The sequence below is a fragment of the Sphingomonas sp. P4_G3 genome, assembly GCF_056401105.1.
This window is the reverse complement of sequence record NZ_JBFUJZ010000014.1, coordinates 62,811-83,534: the sequence shown is the minus strand read 5'-3', so window position 1 is coordinate 83,534 and position 20,724 is coordinate 62,811. Positions and strand designations below refer to the sequence as shown.

General features: G+C 67.2%; 15 protein-coding genes. 8 read left to right on the top strand and 7 right to left on the bottom strand.

Going from position 1 to position 20,724, the window contains the following annotated elements; translation table 11 throughout:
- The 4 genes from AC1DQQ_RS21530 to AC1DQQ_RS21515 all read right to left on the bottom strand — a co-directional run.
- Window positions 1-3,159 (bottom strand): beta strand repeat-containing protein (locus tag AC1DQQ_RS21530; RefSeq protein ID WP_478046715.1); only part of this gene is annotated, 3,159 nt, incomplete at its 3' end.
- 413 nt (window positions 3,160-3,572) lie between these two features.
- Window positions 3,573-4,637 (bottom strand): S1C family serine protease, encoded by a 1,065-nt coding sequence (locus AC1DQQ_RS21525; RefSeq protein WP_478046714.1) that lies wholly within the window; start codon window positions 4,635-4,637, stop codon window positions 3,573-3,575.
- Entirely contained in the window at window positions 4,634-6,382 is a 1,749-nt protein-coding gene (locus tag AC1DQQ_RS21520; protein ID WP_478046713.1) for a chloride channel protein, read from the bottom strand. The genes AC1DQQ_RS21525 and AC1DQQ_RS21520 overlap by 4 nt, the downstream gene beginning before the upstream one ends.
- Before the next feature lie 55 nt (window positions 6,383-6,437).
- Window positions 6,438-7,556 carry a CaiB/BaiF CoA transferase family protein gene (locus tag AC1DQQ_RS21515; protein WP_478046712.1) on the bottom strand — a complete coding sequence of 373 codons (1,119 nt, stop codon included), beginning with the start codon at window positions 7,554-7,556 and terminating at the stop codon, window positions 6,438-6,440.
- Between the two features lie 205 nt (window positions 7,557-7,761).
- Here AC1DQQ_RS21515 and AC1DQQ_RS21510 point away from each other — a divergent pair, with 205 nt between their 5' ends.
- A complete protein-coding gene (locus tag AC1DQQ_RS21510; protein ID WP_478032899.1) occupies window positions 7,762-8,505 on the top strand; it encodes a potassium channel family protein in 744 nt (247 codons plus the stop codon).
- Between the two features lie 30 nt (window positions 8,506-8,535).
- Here AC1DQQ_RS21510 and AC1DQQ_RS21505 read toward each other — a convergent pair whose 3' ends face one another.
- Window positions 8,536-10,803 (bottom strand): transferrin receptor-like dimerization domain-containing protein, encoded by a 2,268-nt coding sequence (locus AC1DQQ_RS21505; protein ID WP_478046711.1) that lies wholly within the window; start codon window positions 10,801-10,803, stop codon window positions 8,536-8,538.
- Between the two features lie 97 nt (window positions 10,804-10,900).
- Window positions 10,901-11,950, bottom strand: a complete 1,050-nt coding sequence (locus AC1DQQ_RS21500) for a LacI family DNA-binding transcriptional regulator (RefSeq protein ID WP_478046710.1) — start codon at window positions 11,948-11,950, stop codon at window positions 10,901-10,903.
- Window positions 11,951-12,192: 242 nt separating this feature from the next.
- Here AC1DQQ_RS21500 and AC1DQQ_RS21495 point away from each other — a divergent pair, with 242 nt between their 5' ends.
- On the top strand, window positions 12,193-13,434 hold the full coding sequence (locus tag AC1DQQ_RS21495; RefSeq protein WP_478046709.1) for an MFS transporter: 1,242 nt from the start codon (window positions 12,193-12,195) through the stop codon (window positions 13,432-13,434).
- Between the two features lie 46 nt (window positions 13,435-13,480).
- Here the strand turns inward: AC1DQQ_RS21495 and AC1DQQ_RS21490 are convergent, their stop codons facing one another.
- Complete coding sequence (locus AC1DQQ_RS21490; protein ID WP_478032907.1) at window positions 13,481-14,245, bottom strand: hypothetical protein; 765 nt, start codon at window positions 14,243-14,245, stop codon at window positions 13,481-13,483.
- Window positions 14,246-14,412: 167 nt separating this feature from the next.
- On the opposite strand from AC1DQQ_RS21490, the gene AC1DQQ_RS21485 reads away from it, so the two are divergent.
- The 6 genes from AC1DQQ_RS21485 (at window position 14,413) to AC1DQQ_RS21460 (ending at window position 20,705) form a co-directional block, all read left to right on the top strand.
- The gene (locus AC1DQQ_RS21485; RefSeq protein WP_478032908.1) at window positions 14,413-15,129 is read left to right on the top strand and encodes a DUF4129 domain-containing protein; all 717 of its coding nucleotides are present in this window, start codon (window positions 14,413-14,415) and stop codon (window positions 15,127-15,129) included.
- The gene (locus AC1DQQ_RS21480; RefSeq protein WP_478042400.1) at window positions 15,126-16,346 is read left to right on the top strand and encodes a hypothetical protein; all 1,221 of its coding nucleotides are present in this window, start codon (window positions 15,126-15,128) and stop codon (window positions 16,344-16,346) included. Before AC1DQQ_RS21485 ends, AC1DQQ_RS21480 begins: the two co-directional genes overlap by 4 nt.
- The gene (locus AC1DQQ_RS21475; protein WP_478042402.1) at window positions 16,343-17,299 is read left to right on the top strand and encodes an AAA family ATPase; all 957 of its coding nucleotides are present in this window, start codon (window positions 16,343-16,345) and stop codon (window positions 17,297-17,299) included. The genes AC1DQQ_RS21480 and AC1DQQ_RS21475 overlap by 4 nt, the downstream gene beginning before the upstream one ends.
- Window positions 17,300-17,492: 193 nt before the next feature.
- The gene (locus AC1DQQ_RS21470) at window positions 17,493-18,809 is read left to right on the top strand and encodes a DUF58 domain-containing protein (protein ID WP_478032913.1); all 1,317 of its coding nucleotides are present in this window, start codon (window positions 17,493-17,495) and stop codon (window positions 18,807-18,809) included.
- Entirely contained in the window at window positions 18,806-19,837 is a 1,032-nt protein-coding gene (locus tag AC1DQQ_RS21465) for a stage II sporulation protein M (protein ID WP_478042403.1), read from the top strand. Before AC1DQQ_RS21470 ends, AC1DQQ_RS21465 begins: the two co-directional genes overlap by 4 nt.
- Window positions 19,821-20,705, top strand: coding sequence for an RDD family protein (locus AC1DQQ_RS21460; protein ID WP_478032915.1), 885 nt, complete (start codon window positions 19,821-19,823; stop codon window positions 20,703-20,705). Before AC1DQQ_RS21465 ends, AC1DQQ_RS21460 begins: the two co-directional genes overlap by 17 nt.
- Window positions 20,706-20,724 lie beyond the last annotated feature (19 nt).

Here is a 20,724-nt window from a genome sequence, read left to right as displayed (position 1 = left end):
CGCGCCATTCGCGGTCACGTCGATATTGCCGGTCGCCGCTGCCGGGAAGATGGCAGCCACCATGCCGGCATTGCCCGCCTGGATATCGCCATTGGCCACCTCAGTGACATTGGCGGTCAGGGACTGGCTCTGCACATCGATCGCGTTCTTGCCGACCGCCAGCGCCGTCACCGCGCCGGTCGTGACGCTGATGTCGCCGCCAACCGCGGTATCGCGAACGATGATGCCGTTGCCGGCGGTCGAACCGCTGGCACCCGAGATATTGAAGGTGACCGTGCCCGAACCGTTGTTGAGGATATTGGCGCCGTCGCCAGTTCCGCCGAAGAAGCCGCCGGCGCCCGTCACGCTGATATTGCCCGCGCCGCCGGTGCCGCCGATCAGGGTCAGACCGTTGGTCGCGCCGGTCACGGTATCGGCGACGGTCACCGTCACCGCGTCGTTGCCGACTGCCTTGATGCCCTCGGCCGCCGTGCCGGTCACCGTGCCATTGGCTGCCACGCTGACCGTGCCGGTGCCGAAATTGTGCGCATCGATGCCGGTCGTGCCCGAAACGTTGCCCGCGGTCACATCGACATTGCCCGCGCCCGCGACCTTGATCTGCTGCGCGATGATCGCCGTGTTGCCGGTCGAGGTGACGTCGCCCGCGGTGACCGAGACGTTGCCGCCCGTCGTCAACGCAAAGATGCCGTTACCGGTCGTCACATTGACCGGACCGACGGTGGTGACAGTCGTATTGCCCGACCCGAAATTCTCGGCGTCGATGCCGAACCGCGCCGTCATCGCGCCGTTGGCGGTCACGTCGATATTGCCGGTGCCGGCCGCGTTGAGGATCGCCGCCACCATGCCGGCATTGCCCGCATTGATGTCGCCGTTCGCTACTTCGGTCACGTTGCCGGTCAGCGATTGGCTCTGGACGTCGATCGCGTCCATGCCCGCGGTCAGCGCGGTAACCGCACCGGTGGTGATGCTGATATCGCCGCCGGCCGCGGTGTCACGCACCTTGATGCCTTCGCCTCCGGCCGAACTGCTCGCGCCCGAAATGTCGACCGTGACGGTGCCCGAACCGTTGTTCAGGATGTTCGCCGCGTCGCCGGTCCCGCCGACGAACCCGCCGGTCCCGGTCACGCTGATGTTGCCCGCGCCGCCAGTGCCGCCAACCAGGCTCAGGCCGCGCGTCGCGCCCGTCACCGTATCGGCGACCGAGATGGTCACCGCATCGTTGCCGACTGCCTTGATGCCCTCGGCAAACGTGCCCGTCACCGTGCCGTTGGCGGTGACGCTGACGGTACCCGTGCCAAAGTTGTGCGCATCGATGCCGGTCGTGCCCGAGACGTTGCCCGCGGTCACATCGACATTGCCCGCACCGGCGACCTTGGTCTGCTGCGCGATGATCGCGGTGTTGCTGGCCGCGGTGACGTCGCCCGCGGTAACCGAGACGTTGCCGCCGGTGGCCAACGCAAAGATGCCGTTACCCGTCGTCACATTGACCGGGCCGACGGTGGTGACCGTCGTATTGCCTGATCCGAAATTCTCGGCGTCGATGCCGAACCGCGCGGTGATTGCGCCGTTGGCGGTCACGTCGATATTGCCGGTGCCCGCCGCGTTGAGGATCGCCGCCACCATGCCGGCATTGCCCGCGTTGATGTCGCCGTTCGCGACCTCGGTCACATTGCCGGTCAGCGTCTGCGCCTGAACGTCGATCCCGTCCTTGCCCGCCGTCAGCGCGGTCACTGCGCCGGTGGTGACGCTGATATTGCCGCCTGCGGCCGTATCGCGAACGAAGATGCCCTCGCCGCCGGCCGAGCTGCTCGCGCCCGAAATGTCGACCGTGACATTGCCCGAACCATTGTTCAGGATGTTCGCCGCGTCGCCAGTGCCGCCGACGAATCCGCCGGTCCCGGTGACGCTGATGTTGCCCGCGCCGCCAGTGCCGCCGACCAGGCTCAGGCCGCGCGTCGCGCCAGTCACCGTATCGGCGACCGAGATGGTCACCGCATCGTTGCCGACTGCCTTGATGCCCTCGGCAAACGTACCCGTCACCGTGCCGTTGGCGGTGACACTGACGGTACCAGTGCCAAAGTTGTGCGCATCGATGCCGGTCGTGCCCGAGACGTTGCCCGCGGTCACATCGACATTGCCCGCGCCCGCGACCTTGGTCTGCTGCGCGATGATCGCGGTGTTGCTGGCCGCGGTGACATCGCCCGCATTGACCGTGACGTTACCGCCCGTCGTCAGCGCGAAGATGCCGTTGCCGGTCGTTACATTGACCGGACCGACCGTAGTGACACTGGTGGTACCCGACCCGAAATTCTCCGCATCCACGCCGAATCGCGCATCGATCGAGCCGTTGGCGGTCACATTGATATTGCCGGTCGCCCCAGCATTGAGAAGCGCCGCCACCATGCCGGCATTGCCCGCCTGGATGTTGCCATTGGCGACCTCGGTGATGTTGCCGGTCAGCGACGAGCTCTGCGCGTCGATGCCGTCCTTGCCGGCGGTCAGCGCGGTGACGGTGCCGTTAGTGGTGATGTCGATCCCCGTGCTGGTGGCAACGTCGCGAACCGTGATGCCTTCGCCGGCCGCGGCGAAGATGTTGCCGGCGGTGATGCTGACCGAGCCGACCCCGCCACTCTGCCTCGCATCAAGCGCGTTGCCGTTGCCGTTGTTGACGATGTCGCCGCCGGTATAGACGATCGGCCCGCCAAGCGCAGTGAGCGATAGCGCCGCGGTGCCGCCCGCGGTCGGCGTATTACCCGCATCGACGCTGATCGTGCCGCCATTATTGACCGTGATGCCGCCCGTTCCATTGTTCGTGAAAGCGAGCCCGTTGCCGCTAATCGTTGCTCCGCTGTTGACGGTGACGACGATCGGGGTGGGGAGGATGCCCTGGTAATTGCGATCGACCGGCGGGTTGGCCGGAAAGGTCGTGTCGGTCGTGGACGTATCCGCGCAGGTCACCGTTGTGGCACCGACGACGCATTGCGCCCAGGCCTCGCTAGGCGCGAACACGCCCAGGCCGACAAAAGCCGCCGCCGCGACGGTCGAGCGCAACGTCAGCCGGCTCGCCTGCGAGCGCAGATTGCGGCGGCGTGCGGCTATCGAGGATGACACCTTGGAGTCGAAAGGAAGACGGCCCGACGAATACGGTGTGCGTGTCATATTATTCCCCTCTGTTGCGCGGACTTAGCACGCACGACCCGAAGGCCGCACGATTAGGCAATCGTCCGTGTGTGCTGGTCTAATACTTCATGATTATTCGCCGCTATTGGCTAAATGCGACAATTCACGAACTTATCCAACGCAGCGACTCTAGGGGTTATGGCGGTCACTATCTTCGCGTAAGATATTGTTTTTAGCGAGAAACGATCGCCGTTTTCACTCAAAATGGTCGCGATCTGCGTCGACAGATCGAAATGCCGGCGATCGCGGCGACGCTCACGATCCCAAAATCTGAGGCCGGAACTCGAGCAGGTGGATCGCGATGGGGATCAACAGCTCGTCAGCCGGGCCCGTTTCGCTTTCCTGGGTGATGAAACAGGCCGATATCGCCGGGCCGAGGGTGGGCCGCTCGATTACGACTTCAGGGTCAATTGCTGACGCTCGCCCCGCCTGACGATTTCGAGGTCGATCGACGGCGCATCGGGATCGAGCGCGCGGCCGAGTTCGGACGCGCCCGAGATCGGCGACTGGCCCGCGGTCAGCACGACGTCGCCCGCTCTCAGGCCGGCCGTGTCGGCGGGCGAGCCCGGTTTGACCATCACCACCACCGCGCCGCGCTGGCGATCGGCACCCAGCCGCTTGGCCAGAACGGGGCCTAAATCCTCGGTCACGATGCCGAACGGCGCCGCCGGCGGCGCTCCGCTCCGCAGCATCTCGCTGACGATTCGCGCGGCGACGTCGCCGGGAAGCAGCACCCCGAGATCGCCGGCGCTGTCGTCGTCGGGAAAGGCAGACAGACCGAGCACGCGGCCGTCGCTGCCGATAAAGGGTACGCCCTCAGCGTTTTCGGTGGGCGCGGGGCCGATCGATACCGACGATCGCAGCGCCTCGCCGCCGGCCGCGAAATCCCGGGCGATCGCCCCGGTCTGCACCGCGCATCCGCTTCCCGCGGGCGAGGTCAGGCTGAATCCCCATTGGCCGGTCCGCGGCAAGTCGGCGTCGGCGAATTGCAGCGTCGCGAAATTCCGTCCGTCGACCTTGACCAGCGCGAGCCCCGACAGCGGGTCGCTCGCCACCACCTTGGCGTCCAACTCGCGGCCGTCATTGAACTGGACCGGCAAGGTGTCGCGACCGGCCAGCATCCGGCCACTGGTGACGATATAGCCATCGGGTGACACGACGATGCCGGTAAGCTCGCGCGACGCCAGCAGGCTCGGCCTGGCGGTCGAGGCGGGCGGCACGCCCAGTCCGATCCTGACCAGCGCCGGGCAGGCCGTGTCGACCAGATCCGGCAACATCTCGGAAGGAGAGGCGCGATTGGTCACGCGCTGGATCGGCGCGACCACGTGGCGCTCAACCGTCGCCATCGGGCGCCAGAGCTGTGCTCCGGTCACCACGCCGATCACGATCAACACCAGGACGACGGCGGCAGTGATCGCCAGTTTCCTGAACGGCATGGCGGGCGGGGTGGCGCTCATTCGCCGAACAACTCGCGCTGCGCCTTTTCGATCTCGTCGGTATAGCGCCGCCGGACATAGCGCTCGCTGACCACGCCCAGCACGGTGCCGTCGGCGTCGGTGACGACGAATTCGTTGGCTTCGCGCTCCTCGAACGCGCGCATGATCGCCGCGGCATCCTGATCGGGCGACAAAGTGAAGTCGGTCAGGATCGCCGCCGCGGTGACCGGCGCATCCTCGGCTAGCGCGGGCGCATGCGCAGCGACGGTCGGGATCAACCCGGCATAGGCGCCGGTCGGGCCGAGCGCGACGACCTGGGTAATCGATCCCAGCGGGAAACGGCGGCGGAATTCGGCGATTGACGTGTCGCCCTCGATTTCGGGGATGCCGCGCCGCATCATCCGTCCCGCGGTCAGCGTCTTGATCCAGCCGACATCGCGCGCGCTGCGGATCGTCTCGCCGCGCGTGTGCAGGCGCCAGGTCGAGAAAGAGAAGCCGAAGGTCTCTCGCACCAGGGTGCTCGCGCACAGGCACGCGGTGATCGCGACCGCGGTGAGCGCGAAATCGTGTGTCGATTCGAGCACCAGCAGCGACATCGTCATCGGCCCGCCGACCACCGCGACCGCCATCGCCGCCATGCCGACCAAGGCTGCGTCGTTGGCGCTGACATGCGCGGCGCCGGGGATGAGGTTGACAAGCCCCGCGAACAACTGGCCGACCAGCGACCCGAGGAACAATGAGGCGAAGAACAGGCCGCCGCGAAATCCGAACCCGAGCGAGATCGCCGACGCCGCGACCTTGAGCACGAAGATCGTCGCAAGGAACGCCAGCCCGACCTTCATCGTCAGATCGAGGTGCAATGCCCCGTGGCCTGCCGACAACGCCTGGGGCGACAACGCGGCGATCGGGATCAGTAGCAATCCGCCGATCACCGGGCGATAGATATCGGGGATCGGCAGGCGCCGCGTCCCGATCTCGACCAACGTGACCGCGCGCATCAGCACGATGCCGACCACCGCGCAGACCAGCCCGAGCGAGGCGAACAGGAAATAGTCCCAGGTGGTGATCGCCTCCGCCGTGGGCAGGACGATCAAATAGGCCGGCACGCCCGAGACGCGCATCGTCACCACTGCTGCCAGCGCCGCCACCGCGACCGGCGCGATCGCCGCGGGCGTATAAGCGCCCAGCACGATCTCGAACGCATAAAACGCCCCGGTCAGCGGCGCCCCGAATGCCGCGCCCACCGCCGCGCCCGCGCCTGCCCCGACCAGCACGCGAAGGTCCGCGCGCCGCAGCCTCAACCATTGCCCGACCAGCGACGCGACTCCGCCGCCCATCTGGGCATAGGCCGCCTCGAGTCCGACCGACGCGCCCATGCCGTTCGACAACAGGGTTTGCGCGGCGACGGTCAGGCTGTCGCGCATCGGGATGACGCCGCCGTGCAGCGCATTGGCCTCGACCACGTCGACCGGCGCGCGGCCCCGGCGCAGCAAGCGGCCAAGCCCCGCCAGCAACAATCCGCCCAACGGCAGCGCGAGCAGGCGGAGGGGTTCGATCGTGGTTTGCGCACTCAACCGCTCGTCGCCCGACACGCCGTAGAAGAGCGACTGCATGAAATGCGCGATTCCGCTCTGGATCAAGGTGAGCAGCCCCGCCGTCAGGCCGATGCCGAGCGCGAGCAAGATCAGCGCCGCTTCGCTGGTACGGAAGCGCCGCCGCAATCCGATCAACAGACCTGCGGGTCGAAAGGCGGGGAGGGACGCCATCGCGATCCGCCTAATCGCCGAGGGCGAAGATGTCACCCGCCCCGCCGGGGCAAAATCAGTCTTGCCGCGCTTCGCCAAGCCGCGGCGCGGGGCGGCCGAGCGCGAGGTCGGCGTCGGAGAAGCGAATCGGGGTCCTGAGGCCGTCGAGCCGCTCGCCCGGCACGACCATGCCGCGCGCCTGAACCTGAGGATCCATCAGCGCCTGCTCGACCGTGTTGATCGGTCCGACCGGGACACCGACCGCTTCCAGCCTGACCAGCAGATCGTCGCGCTCGAACCGGCGCGCGGCCGTCTCGATCGCTGCGAAGAGCGGCGCGCGATGCTCGATCCGGCCGGCATTGGTCGCCCAGCGCTGCTCGGGCTCGATTCCGACCACGCCGCAGAAGCGCTGGAACTGACCGTCATTGCCGACCGCCAGGATGAACCAGCCGTCGCTGGTCGGGAAGACCGCGTAAGGCGAGACGTTGAGGTGCGCATTGCCGACGCGCGGCGGCGTGACTCCGCTGGCGAAGTAATTCGCCGCCTGATTGGCGAGCACCCCGGTCATCGTGTCGAGCAGCGCCATATCGATATGCTGGCCGCGCCCGGTCCTGTCGCGCTGGATCAGCGCCGCCTGGATGCCGATCACCGAATAGAGGCCAGTGGCGATGTCGGCCATCGCCACCCCGATTTTCTGCGGCGCGCCGTCGGGATCGCCGGTCAGGTCCATCATCCCGCTCATCCCCTGGATGATGAAGTCGTAGCCGGGACGCGGGGCATAGGGCCCGTCCTGGCCGAAGCCGGTGATCGAGCAATAGATCAGGCGCGGGTTGATCGCCGCCAGGCTGGCATAATCGAGCCCGTATTTGACGAGGCCGCCGACCTTGAAATTCTCGATCAAGACGTCGCTGTCCGCCGCCAGTCGCCGCACCTCGGCCTGCCCCTCGGGCGTAGTGAAGTCGATCACCACCGACGACTTTCCGCGGTTGCACGAATGGTAATAGGCCGCGTCGCGCGTGCCGTCGGGGTTGACGATGAACGGCGGCCCCCAGGTGCGCGTGTCGTCGCCCGCCGGGCTCTCGACCTTGATCACCTCGGCGCCGAGATCGGCCAGGACCTGGCCCGCCCACGGTCCCGCCAGGATACGCGCGAGTTCGAGCACCTTGAGGCCGGCGAGCGGAGCGGGTTTGGTCATTCGACTTCCTTGGCGCCTGATCGCGGCGATGTCACTGCCATGCAGCTCGGGCGGCGTTCGCGCGATGACGAACCTCAGCACCGACGCCGCGGATGGATAGTGGCCGACCAGTAGATCTTCTCGACTCGAGATGCCTCATTGCGCCCCGCGCTCCGTTCGTCGCGGCCGCCATTGCCAAGCCGTGGCGGCCGCCCGAAAACGCGGCATGCCGAGCACAGTCCAGACCACTTTCAACACCCTGCGCCAGCATCGAGTCGACACCGCGCTGACTGCCCTGCTCGTCCTTCAGGGCGTGACCTTGTTCGCGGTCATTCCGTTTGGCGCGCGTTCGACCGGCGGGCGGATCCTGCTCGATCTCTGTCATTTCTCGTTCGCCGCCATCAGCGTCGCCGCGCTGACGCGGCACCGCGTGGTCCAGGGCGTGGTGATCGCCGCGCTGGCCTTGTTGGCGATGGGGCCATCGGTGTCGCAACGGCTGGGCGCCGACCTCCATCTCGACGTCGCGGCACAACACGAACTGGTCGCGCTGATCGCGTTCGCGTTCAACGCCGCCATCACCGCGCTGATCGCCCGCCACGTCTTTTCCGCCGAGCGCGTGACCGTCCACCGCGTGCGCGGCGCGATCCTGCTTTATCTCAACGTCGCCGCATTGTTCGGCATAGCCTATACCGCCCTTCAGCAAGTCGTGCCCGAGGCGTTCCACATCGTGATACAGCCTGGCGAGGCGCCGACTGCCGCCTTCACCTATTTCAGCCTGACCACGATCACGACGGTCGGCTTTGGCGACATCACCCCGCTCCACCCCCTGGCGCGTAGCCTGGCGACGCTCGAAGCGGTGTTCGGCCAGCTCTTTCCCGCAACCCTGCTCGCCCGCCTTGTCGCGCTGCATCTGGCACACGAACAGCAACCGCCGAAGCAACCCGTTCAGACAGACGCCGACCAATCCTGACGATCGTCGAACGGTCGAAGCGGCAGGAAATCAGCCCTTCAACAGCCTGACCGCCGCGTCGAGTCGGTCGGCATAGCGGTTGAGCGCCGCTGCGGTCTTCGCGACATATTCCTTGGCGTCGTCGAAACGGCGCTGCTCGATCCCTTCGCGAATGCCGGGCAAGGTCTTGGCACCATAACCGGTCAGCGTTCCGGGTGCGTAGATCAAATTGCGGTACCAGGGCCGCCCAGGCAGGCCGTCCTTGTCGAGCAGCAATTGATCGACTCCCTTGAGCACCGCCATCGCCTTGGCGACCTTGTCGGGCGAGGCACGCTCGAACGCGGCATCGGCGGCGCGCGACGAGCGGGTCAGATGGTCCGACGCATCCTCCAGCGCGAGCATGTCGATCAGCGGGGTCACGCCTTTATCCTCCGGCGCGGCGGTGGGATCGACCGGGTTGGCGGTCAGCTTGAACACGTCGTCGCGGTTGAGGTCCTTGAGCGCGCGGTCCTGGTCGCGCTGATCGGCCGCCAGCTTCTTCACTTCGCCGACATAGCGCGCCACGGTCGAGGCCATGTCGCCATAGCGCATCGGCACGCGCGGTGCGGCCGCCGCGCGCAGCACCATCCGCCCGACGAACTTGGACAAGGTCGCGCCATAGACCAGTCCGGGATCGTCGAAATTGGTGACGTGGTAATAAGTGTCATAGGCGGAGTGATACGACCCGCCGCCCGCGCCCTCTCCGCCGAAGCCGAGATTGACCGACGGGATGCCGAGATGCGCGATGAACGAGCTATAGTCCGAGCCCGAGCCGAGCGCACCGATCGGGATATCGCCGCCCGCCTTTGCCGCCTCGAGCGCCCCCGACCCTGCATCGCGCCCGCTGCCCGAATAGGCGCCGGCGCGGATGCTCGCGCGGAGGCGATCATAGACGCTGACCCCGGTTTGCGGATCGGGCACGTCGCGCGCGATCGAATTGACGAAATGCTGGAGCGTATGGCTGCCTTCGGCGCCGAGGAAGCCGCGTGAGGTGTCGTCGGTGTTAATGTAGAGCACGGCCTTGGCCTGGAGCTCATCGGCATGCGTCTCGGCCCATTCGGTCGAGCCGAGCAGGCCGGGTTCCTCACCGTCCCAGCTGGCATAGACCAATGTGCGGTCGGGCCGCCACCCGGTCTTGGCCAGCGCGCCGAGCGCTTTGGCCTCGGACATCAGCGCAACCTGACCCGAGAGCGGATCGTCGGCACCGAACACCCAGCCGTCGCGATGGTTGCCGCGCACGATCCATTCGTCGGGACGCGTGCTGCCCTTCATCACCGCGATCACGTCGTACAGCGTCTTGAGCGACCAGTCCGACTTGACCGCGAGGTGCACCTTGACCGCATCGGACCCGCCCCAATGGTAGGTGATCGGCAGCCCGCCGCGATCCTTGCCCGTGACCACCGGACCGTCGAGCCCGGCGAGGATCTTGGCGGCGTCACCATAAGAGATCGGCAGCGCGGGGATCTTGAGGATCGTCTTGGCCTCGGCGCGGGTCAGGCGCTTGGCATTGTCGGTCGCGCCGACGCCGGGGGTCAACGGATCGCCCGGATAGGTCGTCATGTCCATCACCGAGCCGCGCTGGACACCGCCCTCGGGCCGCGCCCCGCCCTTGGGATAGACGTCGCCGCGGGCATAGCCGTCGTCGCCCGGGTCCGAATAGATCAGGCAGCCGACCGCGCCATGCTCTTGCGCCAACTTCGGCTTCAATCCGCGCCAGCCGCCGCCATAGCGCGCGATGACGATCTTGCCCTTCACGCTGATCCCGCGCCGCGCGAGCGAATCGTAATCGTCGGGCATGCCGTAATTGACGTAGACGACCGGCGCGGTGACATCGCCGTCACCCTGATAAGCGACATAAGGCGGCAGCGCGCCGTCGAGCTTGTCGGGGCCGAGTTGCGGTTCCTGCCCGCCCAGCGTCACGCGGTCAGCCCCTACCAGTTCGAGCGTGGTCGAGATCGGGGTCGGGTAGAGCACCTTGAAGGTCTCGATATGCGCGTCCCAGCCCCATTGCCTGAACAGCGCCAGCTCCATCTCGGCATTGGCCTTGTCGTGCGGGCTGCCGACATGGTTGGGCGCCGACGACATCTCCTTGAGCCAGGCGAGCTGATCGGCGCTGCTGATCTGGGCATCGAACGCCTTTTCGGTCGCGGCGGTGCCGATGGTCTGCGCGCCGAGCGGTTGCGCCGCGACCAATGCGATTGCCATGGCGGCCAGCGCCGATTTGGCGTTCATCCGGACGCGACGCGCCCCCGACCGACCCCAATATTGGTCCTTCGCCATCGCGCGCCCCTTTGCTGCTGGATCAACCCCGTTGGAAACGGAGCGCACCCTAGCGAAGTCTTTGGAACAGGCCAGCCTTTACCGCACCCGCGCAATCCTAGCCCGGCGCGGCAGTCGATCCGCGGATGGCGAGCTCGGCCGGCACCACGACAGGCTCGGCGGACTCATGCTTGCCGGTGCGGTCGGTGATGATCAGTTCGACCGCGCGCGAGGTTACTTCGGCGATTCGCTGAACCACGGCGGTCAGCGGAGGATGCGTGAAGCGGACGATCGGCGTGTCGTCGAAACTGATCAGCGACAGATCGCGCGGCACCGCCAACCCGCGCTCGCGCCCGACCTCCAAGGTTGCCAGCGCCATCTGATCGTTGCTCGCGACGATCGCGGTCGGGGCCGGCGCGCGGCCGAGCAATTGCGTCGCGGCGGCCTTGCCCGACGCATAAGAGAAGTCGCCGGCCGCGAGCAGGCCGTCGGTCGGCAACCCCGCCGCCGCCATCGCCGCGCGCCAGCCGTCGACGCGCCAGCCGCTCACTTCATAATCCGGCGGGCCGGCGACGAAGCCAATCCGTCGATGCCCGAGGCCGATCAGATGCTCGGTCGCGAGCCGCGCCGCGCGCTCATCGTCCAGCGTCAGCGCGAACCCCGGCCCCGGCCGCAGCGACCCGATCCGCGCAAAGCTGATCCCGTGCGCGACCAGCAGGTCGATGATCAGCGGGTTCTCCGAATGCGGCGGAGTCAGGATAACGCCGTCGGGCTGCAGCGATGCGATCGCCGCGAGCAACTCGCGCTCGATATGGTCGCTATGCGTGTCGATCAGTTCGACGATCAGGCGATAGCCGTGCTGCGCGCAGGTCAACATGCCGCCGAGCAGCATCTGGTCGACCCAGTCGCTGCCCTCGCGCGCGCGCCAACCCTCGATCGTACGCTCGCGATCGTTGAGCGCCAGGATCAGATAGGATCGCGTCCCGGCCAGCCGCTGCGCGGCGATCGACGGAACATAGCCGAGCTTGTCGATCGATCGCTGGACGCGCTCGATCATGTTGCGCCGGACATTGGGCTCCTTGTTGATAACCCGGCTGACCGTCTGCATCGACACGCCGGCATCAACGGCGACATGCTTGATCGTAATGCTCTGCCTGCGCCGCGCCATCGACCGCTCAGCGCCCGATCGTCGCGCAAGCGGCCGGGCACGACACCCGGTCGCGCGGCATTTGGGCGGTCAGGCGATGGCTACGCGGCATGATCCTTGGGTAGCTTCATATTGAAAAAGCAGGAAGCCCCGAATCCGTACGACTTTGGTCGCGCCCACGAGGCGGCGATCGGCCAAACCCTCCAGCCACCGATCTACCCGTTGCCGAGCCTTGCCCGCGCGTACATGATGCCAGCCAACCGATGTCCCGCATCCCCGCCCCGCCAGTCGACCGACGACGCGACACGACCGGCGGCGCGGCAGCCGGGCAGCGCTCGACCGGGTTCCTGCTGCTCTATGCGCTGGCCAATGCCGGCGGGGTCATCGGCTATCTCCCGCTGCTGACCTTGTTGCTGGCGATCAAGGTCGAGACGCTGGCGGGCGAGGCGCGAGTCGACCTGCTGACCGCGACCGTAATCGCCGGAGCGATCGCGGCGAGCACCTCCAACATCCTGTTCGGCTGGTTGAGCGACCAATCGGTGGCGCGCGGCGGCGGCCGGCGGGGCTGGATGGTGGGCGGCCTGATCGCGACGATCGCTGCCTATGCGGCAATCGCGGTCGCGGACAGCCCCGCGACGATCATCGGCGCGATCGTGTTCTTCCAGATCGCGCTCAACGCGGTGCTGGCTCCGCTGGTCGCGGTGATGGCGGACGAGATACCCGATTCGCAGAAAAGCACTACCGGCGGGCTGTTGTCGCTTGGCTATCCGGTCGCGTCCGGCGTGCTCGCATTGGTCGTCGGCATTTCCGCGCTGGGGGAGACGAGCCGGCTGATGATCGTCATCGCGGTCGCCGCTATCTGCCTGACTCCGCTGATCCTGAGCCACGCGCGGCCGCTGCCGATCGTCGATCCGCCGCGCGCCGCGGTCGCAATGCGCCGCCATGACCTGGCGGTGGCATGGTGCGCGCGATTGCTCTTCCAGGTCGCGGGGTGCGTGCTTCAGCTCTATCTGCTCTATTATTTCGAAAGCATCGTTCCGGATGGGCCCAGGGACGAACTGGCGGCGCACGTCGGAAACCTGCTGACCCTCTCGTTCATCGCGCCGTTGCCGATCGCCTTGCTGTTCGGGCGGCTGTCCGACCGGCTCGACCGCCGCAAGCCATTCCTGGTCGCCGCCGCTATCGTCACCGCGGTCGGGCTCGCCGGCATGGCGGCGGCGCATAGCTGGACGGCGGGAGCGATCGGTTTTGCCTGCTATACGATCGGCTATAGCGTGTTCCTGCCGCTTCAGGTCGCCTTCTCGATGCAATTGCTGCCCGACCCGCGGCATCGCGGGCGCGATCTCGGCCTGTTCAACCTGACCAATACCTTACCCTCGTTGCTCGGCCCGTTGCTGACCTGGTGGCTGGCCTCGCCGCGCGATTTCGCCGCGGTCATGGCGATGCTGGCGGTGCTGGTCCTGTGCGCGGGGCTGGCGATGCTCGGCGTGCGGGGGAGGCGTTAAAGTCGGAGGCCGGCTGTTCTTTAGAAGCAGACCGCCGTCACCAGGTCTAGGCGAAGACCGCGTCGAGCCCATGCGCTTCCGGCCCCTCTTTCAGCCCGCGCAACTCGATGTAGACGGCGGTTGGAAGTGCCCCGGCGATCGTCGCGCTGATCGTCCCGCTGACCATCGTCGCACCCGCGACCAAGAGTGACATCGCGTTGCCGGCGCCGCTGACCATGCCCGTTGCGCCCGCGATGCCGCCGACGATCGCCCCGAGGATCACGAGGCCGACCAGGAACGCGAACAAGATCAACAGCACGACGAAGACATTCCAGCGCTCGCCCTTGGTCAGGTCGGCACTGCGTCCCAAAGCGGCAAACACGCCTTCGCGCTCCGCGATCACGACAGGCGCCGCGACATACCACATGACTGCGAGGATGATGCCGGGAACGATCAACAGGATCGCCGCGAAACCGACCGCCAGACCGCTGACGATGCCCAATCCCAGCAGCGGCAGCAGTCGGCGAAGGGCCGTCGACAAGCATTCGCCGAACGTCGCCCGCTCGCCATGGCTCGAAGCGATCGTCGCGCGCACCAAGGCGCCTTGCGCCAACACCGTGAAGACCATGTTGAGCAGCGACGCGAGGATCACGACGCCGACATATTGACCCAGACTGATCGAGCCCGCCGCAAGCTGTGGCGTGAGCGATTCCTGGAAATAGGAGATCACGCCCTGCGGCAGACCTCCGAACAGGAACGCGATGCCCAACATCACGAACAGATTGCCGAAAATCGCCCCGAAAGCGGTGTTGAGAATGCGTCCGATCGACATGAAGCCCCCTTATGTCTCTGTCGCAAGCTGAACCCCGCGCTCATCGCTGTCCAGAACAACTTGGTTCAAAAGGAACTTTTAGCGGTTGCGTGCTTACCTGCATGGGGTAAGCAATGTGGAGTTCGGGTGCAGGCCCAGTCTGCACCGTCGTAGCGCAGGGGTGGCGTTTGGCCGGGGGGAATACGCATGGTGCCGCGGCCGCTGCCGACCGCTTCACCGCGGCGCATGATGCGCTGCGCGCGGACCCGTCGGTCCAGTTCACGCTGGCCCCGCCGCCTCCGCCCCCGGCACCGCCGGCCTGGCTCAAGGGGCTCGCCCATTTCTTCGAATGGCTGGGGCACGTGCTCGCCCCGATCGGCCGCTTCTTCGCCTGGCTGACCAGCTTCATGCCGGCGGCGCCTTATGCGCGCATCCTGTTATGGGGCGTGATCGGCATCGCCGCGCTGGCGCTGATCTGGCTGATCGTCGAGCGACTCCGCTACGGCCAATGGCGCCTGCCCCGCCGCCGATCGCGCGCCGCGATGCCGGTCGCGATCGAGGAAGAGGAGCAATGGCAGCCCGACGCCGCGCAGGGCCGCGCCTGGCTCGACGAAGCCGATGCGCTCGCTGCCAAGGGTCTGTTCGCCGAAGCGGTCCACCACCTGCTGTTCCGCTCGATCGAGGATATTCGCCAGCGCCGGCCACAAGCCGTTCGCCCGGCACTGACCAGCCGCGAACTCGCCGCCGCGAGCGCGATCCCGAGCGGCGCGCGCGACTTGTTCGCGTCGATTGCCCGCCATGTCGAACACAGCCTGTTCGGCGGCCGCCCAGTCGACGCCGATGCCTGGCAAGCGGCGCGCGCCGCTTATGCCGACTTCGCTCTTCCCAAGATGTGGAAAGCATGAGCGACCTCGTCATCGGCCGCGGCAGCGACGATCGCGGCGCGTTCCGCCTGCGCACCGTGATCCTGTTGCTCGCGGTCGGCATCATCGGCTTCGTCGCCCTGCTGCTCGGCAATGCCTATGAGGCACCGGCCGATTCGACCAACGGATCGTCCGCGCACGCGCTGTCGAACGGCGCGACCGGCTATACCGGCATCGTCCGGCTGGCGCGTGCGATGGGCAAGGATACGCGGGTGATTCGCGACCCGTCGCAACTCGCCGCCAACGGCCTGTTGATCCTGACTCCGCCGCTGGGATCGACCCCGCTCGGCGACGTGTTGTTGCGGCGCGACGATTTACCGACCCTGGTCGTGCTGCCCAAATGGTCGACCGCGCCGCAGCGCCCCGCCGGCCGTCCCGGCTGGGTGATGCGCTGGGGCCTGATCGACAAAAAGGAACCGGAAGGCGTGCTCGCGCCCGACCGCAAATTCACCGTCTCGCGGATGACCAGCGGCGGGCGTCCGCTCCGCTCGGCCGGCTGGATGACGGAAGATTTCGGGTTCGAGGCACCGCGCCCGCTGCAGACGATCAGCGGCGCCGACCTCAAGCCGCTGCTGACCGACGATCAGGGCAATATCGTGCTGGGCGAAGTAGGCAGCAAATCGCTCTACGTCCTGGCCGACCCCGACATCCTGTCGAACATGGGGATGCGCAAGGAGAGCCAGGCGCGCGCCGCGCTCGCGCTGCTCGATGCGCTCAACCAGGACGCCGACCGCGATTTCGATTTCGACGTCACGCTGGCGGGGCTGGGCAAGGCCAAGAACCCGTTGCGGCTCGCCTTCGATCCGCCGTTCCTGGCGATGACCCTGGCGATCGTCGCGGCGATGCTGCTGGCCGGATGGCAGGCGTTCGCGCGGTTCGGTCCCGCGGTGCATCGCGAGCGCGCGATCGCGTTCGGCAAGACCGCGTTGGTCGACAATGCCGCCGCGCTGATCCGCAAGGCCGGGCGCCAGGCACGGCTCGGCGGGCGCTATGTCGAGGCGATCCGCGAGCGCGCGATCGTCGCGTTCGGCGTGCCGTCGCGGCTGCGCGGGCCGGCGATCGACGCCTATCTCGACAAGATTTCCGGGCGGTCGCGGTTCACAGACCTCGCCCAGGCCGTGGACGATGCGGACGACAAGGCAAGCCTCGTCGCCGCGGCGCGCGCGCTACACGATTGGCAGAAGGAGAAGGGCAAGTGACGGTCGAGGAAGTCCGCAATCTGGCGATGGCGATTCGCCAGGAAGTCGGCAAGGCCGTGGTCGGCCAGGAAGCGACCGTCGAGCTGATGCTCGTGGCGCTGTTCGCCGGCGGCCATATCCTGCTCGAAGGCCCGCCGGGCACCGCCAAGACGTTGCTCGCGCACAGCTTCGCGCGCGCGGTCGGGATCAAGTTCGGGCGCATCCAATTCACCCCCGATTTGATGCCGGGCGACATTATCGGCGCCAATCTGTTCAACTTCCAGACCTCGACCTTCACGCTGACGCGGGGGCCGATCTTCACCGACATGCTGCTCGCCGACGAGATCAACCGCACCCCGCCCAAGACCCAGGCGGCATTGCTCGAGGCGATGCAGGAGCGCACCGTCACGATCGACGGCGAGAGCCTGTCGCTGGGCGATCGCTTCATGGTGGTGGCGACGCAGAACCCGATCGAGCAGCAAGGCGTCTATCCGCTGCCCGAGGCGCAACTCGACCGCTTCCTGTTCAAGCAGACGGTCGACTATCCCTCGGCCGCCGAGGAGCGCAAGATCATCGCCACCCACGGCGCCAGGGCGACGGCGATGGAACCGGAAGGCTGGGGCGTCGAGCCGCGCGCCGACGCCGCCAAGATCGGCGAGGCGATCGCCGCGGTCGGTACCGTGCGGCTGGTCGACGAAGTGATCGACTATATCGCCGCTTTGATCCGCGGCACGCGCGACGTCGCCGATCTCGAAAGCGGCGCCTCCCCGCGCGCCGGCGCGATGCTGGCCGGCGCGGCGCGGGCGCGCGCAGCACTCGATGGCCGCGACTTCGTCATTCCCGACGACGTCAAGCAGCTGGCACCGGCGTTGCTCCGCCACCGCCTGATCCTGTCGCCCGCCGCCGAGATCGACGGCCGCATGGTCGAGGAAGTGGTGCATTCGATCATCGAGACGATCGAGGCGCCGCGGTGAAGATGGCTTCCGCCGGTTCCCCCAATCGTCATGCCGGGCTCGTCCCGGCATCCACCGGGCGGCAGGCCGATACGCTCGAGCTTCTTGTTTCGCGCTCGCGGCACCGTGGATGCCGGCACAAGGCCGGCATGACGGTTGGGAGCGAAGGCCACCGAGAACCGCGCTCCATTGGCGCGGCCGAGGGGAATCAGCTTTGATCTACCCTACGCGCTTCGCGGTGATGGCGGCGGCGGCGGGAGCCCCCGTCGCGCTGTTGATCGCCGTGTTGGCGCCGGACCATTGGTATGCCGGGCTGGCCTGGCCCGCGGCGATCCTGCTCGGCGCGCTGATCGACGCGATGCTCGCCTTGCCTGCCGGCCGTATCGCCGCGGGACTGACCCTGCCGCGCACCGCCAGCGTCGGCGAAACGGTCGACGCGGTGATCAGCGTCGAGGGACCGGCGCGTGGCGGGCCCGGCAATGTCCAGATCGCGATCGCCGCCGATCCGCTGGTGGCGCTGGAGGATGACGGCCGCGCCATTGTCCAGCTCGACCAGGGCAAGGGCGCGATCGCGCTGCCGGTCGCGACCCGCCGTCGCGGCACCGCGCATTTCGCGACTTTCTGGGTACGCTGGCGCGGCCCGCTCGCTCTGGTGTGGCGGCAGAAGCGGATGGCGAGCGAGGCGGCGCTCAAGATCCTGCCCGATATCCGCCCGGTCCGCGAACGCGGCGCGCGGATCTTTCAGCGCCACGCGCTACAGGGACTGATGACCCAGCTCGACCGCGGCGACGGTACCGATTTCGATGCCTTGGTCGAATTCCGCTCGGGCATGGATCGCCGCGCGATCGACTGGAAGCAATCGGCGCGGCACCAGAAGCTGCACGCCAAGGAATATCGCACCGAACGCAACAACCAGATCGTCTTCGCGATCGATTCAGGGCGCCAGATGTCCGAGCCCGTCGCCGGCATCCCGCGCGTCGACCGCGCGGTCGCGGCGATGCTGCTGACCGGTTGGGTCGCGCTCAAGCTCGGCGACCGCGTCGCACTCCATTCGTTCGATTCGCGCCCGCGCATCGCCAGCGGGCTGATCTCGGGCGCCTCGGCCTTTCCCGAGCTCCAGCACCTCGCCGCCGGGATCGATTATTCGGGCGAGGAGACCAATTACACCTATGCGCTGACCACGCTCGCCGCGCGGCTGACGCGGCGGTCGATGATCGTGATGTTCACCGAATTCACCGACCTGACCAGCGCCGACTTCATGATCCGCGCCGCCGCCCGGCTGGTCGAGACGCACCTGTTGCTGATCGTCGTGCTGCGCGACGAGGAACTCGAATCTTTGGTCGATCACGCCCCCGATACCGCCGACGATATCACCCGCGCGGTGACCGCGGCGGGATTGCTCAAGGACCGGCTGCTCGCGCTGACCCGGCTGCGCCACCTCGGCGCGCACGTGATCGAGAGCGACTATGACCGCGTCGCCGATCGCCTGGTCGAGGGCTATGTCGACCTCAAGCGGAGGAACCTGCTGTGACGGCCTATGTCGAAGCCCGCACGCCGCTGGTCAACGCGACGCGCTTCCGCGCGGTGCACGAGGCCGATTGGGATCAGCTCGACAAGATCCTGACCTTGATCGAAAAGCGCGGCGTCAAGGCAGTGCCCGATCAGCAATTGCTGGTCCTGCCCCTGCTCTATCGCGCCGCTCTGTCCTCGCTGTCGGTCGCGCGAGAAACCTCGCTCGACCGCGCGCTGATCACCTATCTCGAACAGCTCTGCACGCGCGCCTATTTCCAGATTTACGGCGTTCCGACCTCGCCGATGAAGCAACTCGCGCATTTCTTCGCGCGCGGCTGGCCAGAGGCGGTGCAGGCATTGTGGAAGGAGACATTGGTCTCGTTCCTGCTGACCGTCGCCGGCGCGGTAGTCGCCTATCTGATGATCACGCACGATCCGTCCTGGTATTATGCGATGATCCCCGACGGCATGGCGCAGGGCCGCGACCCGACCGCGAGCACCGAATTGCTCCGCCAGACCCTCTATGACGGCGGCAAGGACGCGCAACAGAGCGCGCTCGCCCTGTTCGCCTCGTTCCTGTTCACCCACAATGCGCAGATCGCGATCTTCTCGTTCGCCTTAGGGTTCATGTTCTGCGTGCCGACCGCGGGGTTGATCGTCTATAACGGCCTGATGCTGGGGGCGATGGTCGAGGTCTTCGCGTCGAAAGGACTGGGCTATGGTTTCATCGGCTGGCTGATGATCCACGGCACCACCGAATTGTTCGCGATCATCATCTCGGGCGCGGCTGGGTTCCGCATCGGGCTGGCCATCGCGTTTCCGGGCCGGCTGTCGCGCACCGATGCGGCGGTGGCGGCGGGACGGTCTGCGGCGACCGCGATGGGCGGCACGGTAGTCATGCTGGCGGTCGCCGGGTTGCTCGAAGGGATCGGACGCCAGACGATCACCAATGACGAATTGCGCTACGCGATCGGGCTGGTGATGCTGGCCGGCTGGCTGCTCTATTTCTACATGCCGAGGGGGAAACGCGATGGCGCGCCCGCCTAGCCGTACCTCGATCGCCGCACTCCGGCGCCGCTTCATCACGCCCGAGGGCGTCGACCTCAATATCGAGCTCGGCACAGCGAGTGCGCGCGCTGGCGCGTTCCTGCTCGACGGCGTGCTGATGCTGGGCGTGCTGATCCTCGCCACGATCGCGATCGGGCTGATGGCGTTCGCATCGCGATCGATCCTGATGGTCGGGCTGTGGATCGTCGGCTTCTTCATCCTGAGGAACGGCTGGTTCACCTTGTTCGAGATGGGCGCGCGCGGCGCGACGCCGGGCAAGAGGATCGTCGGGCTGCGCGTGGTGGCGCGCGACGGCGCGCGGCTGACGGGCGGCGCGGTGATCGCGCGCAACGCGATGCGCGAGATCGAGATATTCCTGCCTCTGTCCTATTTCTTCGCTTCGCTCGGCGCGATGTTCACGGGCGGCGATGTGCTGTTGCCGCTGCTCGCGCTCGCCTGGAGCATGATCTTCCTGTTCTTCCCACTGTTCAATCGCGACAGGCTGCGCGTCGGCGACCTGCTCGCCGGGACCTGGGTGGTGCACCGTGCGCGCGCGCAGCTCGGCCACGACCTCGCCGCGTCGGCGGCGCAAAGCACCCGCCCGCGCCGCGTGTTCAGCGACGCGCAGCTCGATCTCTACGGCATTTACGAGCTGCAGACGCTCGAAGAGGTGCTGCGCGGCGGCCATACCGACGCGATCGTCACCGTCGCGGCCGCGATCCGGCGCAAGGGCGACATGCCCGACGATGGCGATGATTACGGCTTCCTGTCGGACTATTACGCCGCGCTCTGCGGTCGGCTCGAGCGCGGCATGATGATCGGGCTCAGGCGCGAGGATAAATATTCGAAGGCGACGCGCGCGGCGTAAGCGCTTGCCCATCCCAATC